We start from the raw sequence: 1,347 nt of genomic DNA on the forward strand, positions 1-1,347 counted from the left end.
TCAGGCTCACCTGCGCGTTCTTTTTCTTCAGCACGCCGGCAAAGTCGATATCGACCGCCTTCAGCAGATGGATCAACGCCCATGTTGATCCACGGGCTTCGTAAAAGACGTCATCGATCTTGGTCCACGGCGTCTTGACCAGGATGGTCTGGGGTTCCGTGCTGGATTGTTGGGCCGCGGTATCGCCGGCGAGATTGGTGTTCACCCGCGCGGTCCCGACGCTGGCACTAAGCCGCAGCGCCAGGCTGCCCAGGCGCTTGTTGACCACTGCCAGCCAGTCCTGCAGGTTGTCGGCGCGGGCATAGAACTGGGCTCCATCTTTTCCGCTGGTACCCAAGCGATAGAAATAGTGGCGCAGGTTCTTGATACCCTTGCGATATTCGTACTCGCTGGGCGGGAACAGCCACGAGTCATTGGCAAAGTTGAAATGCGGTTCCGCTTCCGCGAGGTCCGGATCTTCAGTGACTGCGATTGCGAGCGGCTCATGTCATTTCGCAGGGCCTTCGCGAAATCACGCACCTGTACCAGCGCACCAAATTCCCAGTTGGGCATATTGTCGAGGAACACCGTAGGAGGTGCCACGTCATTGCTCAGATAGCCGCCTGGTTTGTTCAACAGGGTTTCGGCGACGGTGATGAGTGTGGCGGTGGAATACTGGCCCGTAACCGGCGTAGCGTTCTTGTCTTTCAGCAGGGCGATCGTAGCCTGCCGTACGTCGAACATGGCCGGTTCCCGGCTCCAGTACCAGGATAGCACCATCATCACCAGAACCATGGTGACCGCGAGTGTGGTTACGGCCCAGGACAGACCTCGTTCGCGCAGGTTCCGTGGATGGTATAGTCGGAGCAGATTGCCAAGGGCTCGCGTAAGGCGGTACCAGGTCTTGTCGAGAATCTTGTCGAAGAATGGGTGCATCAGACTCTTGCGGGGTGTCCGTCATCGCTCCGTTTGTGCGCTTATCATACCCGTTGTCTCTGCCCCTGCCCACGGGCCCATACCCCGGCTCTTGTACGCATGCCACCGGAGGGAGCCGTGATTCGCGAGTTGCACATCCATACCGCCGGGCAGGGCCTGCAAGAGATTACGCAGGAGGTGCAGGCAATCGTGCGCGAGGGCGGCCAAGAGACCGGATTGTGCACGGTATTTGTTCGCCACACCTCGGCCAGTCTCACCATCCAGGAAAACGCCGATCCCACTGCGCGACAGGACCTGGAGCAATGGTTGAATCGTCTGGTTCCGGAAAACGATCCGCTATACCGTCATACACTGGAAGGCGCCGATGACATGCCGGCACATATCAAATCGGCCCTCACCCTCACGTCGGTGGCGATTCCGGTTGTCGACGGG

At 59.1% G+C, this 1,347-nt stretch carries 2 protein-coding genes; one reads left to right on the forward strand and one right to left on the reverse strand.

Annotated features, from left to right (window positions below):
- On the reverse strand, positions 1-403 hold a 403-nt coding region (locus tag P8X48_09410), incomplete at its 3' end, for a DUF2333 family protein (protein MEJ2107532.1).
- A gap of 629 nt (positions 404-1,032) precedes the next feature.
- Here P8X48_09410 and P8X48_09415 point away from each other — a divergent pair.
- Positions 1,033-1,347, forward strand: a 315-nt coding sequence (locus tag P8X48_09415) for a secondary thiamine-phosphate synthase enzyme YjbQ (protein MEJ2107533.1), incomplete at its 3' end; no start/stop codon positions are given.

This window comes from Acidiferrobacteraceae bacterium, from assembly GCA_037388825.1.
GTDB lineage: Bacteria > Pseudomonadota > Gammaproteobacteria > Acidiferrobacterales > JAJDNE01 > JARRJV01.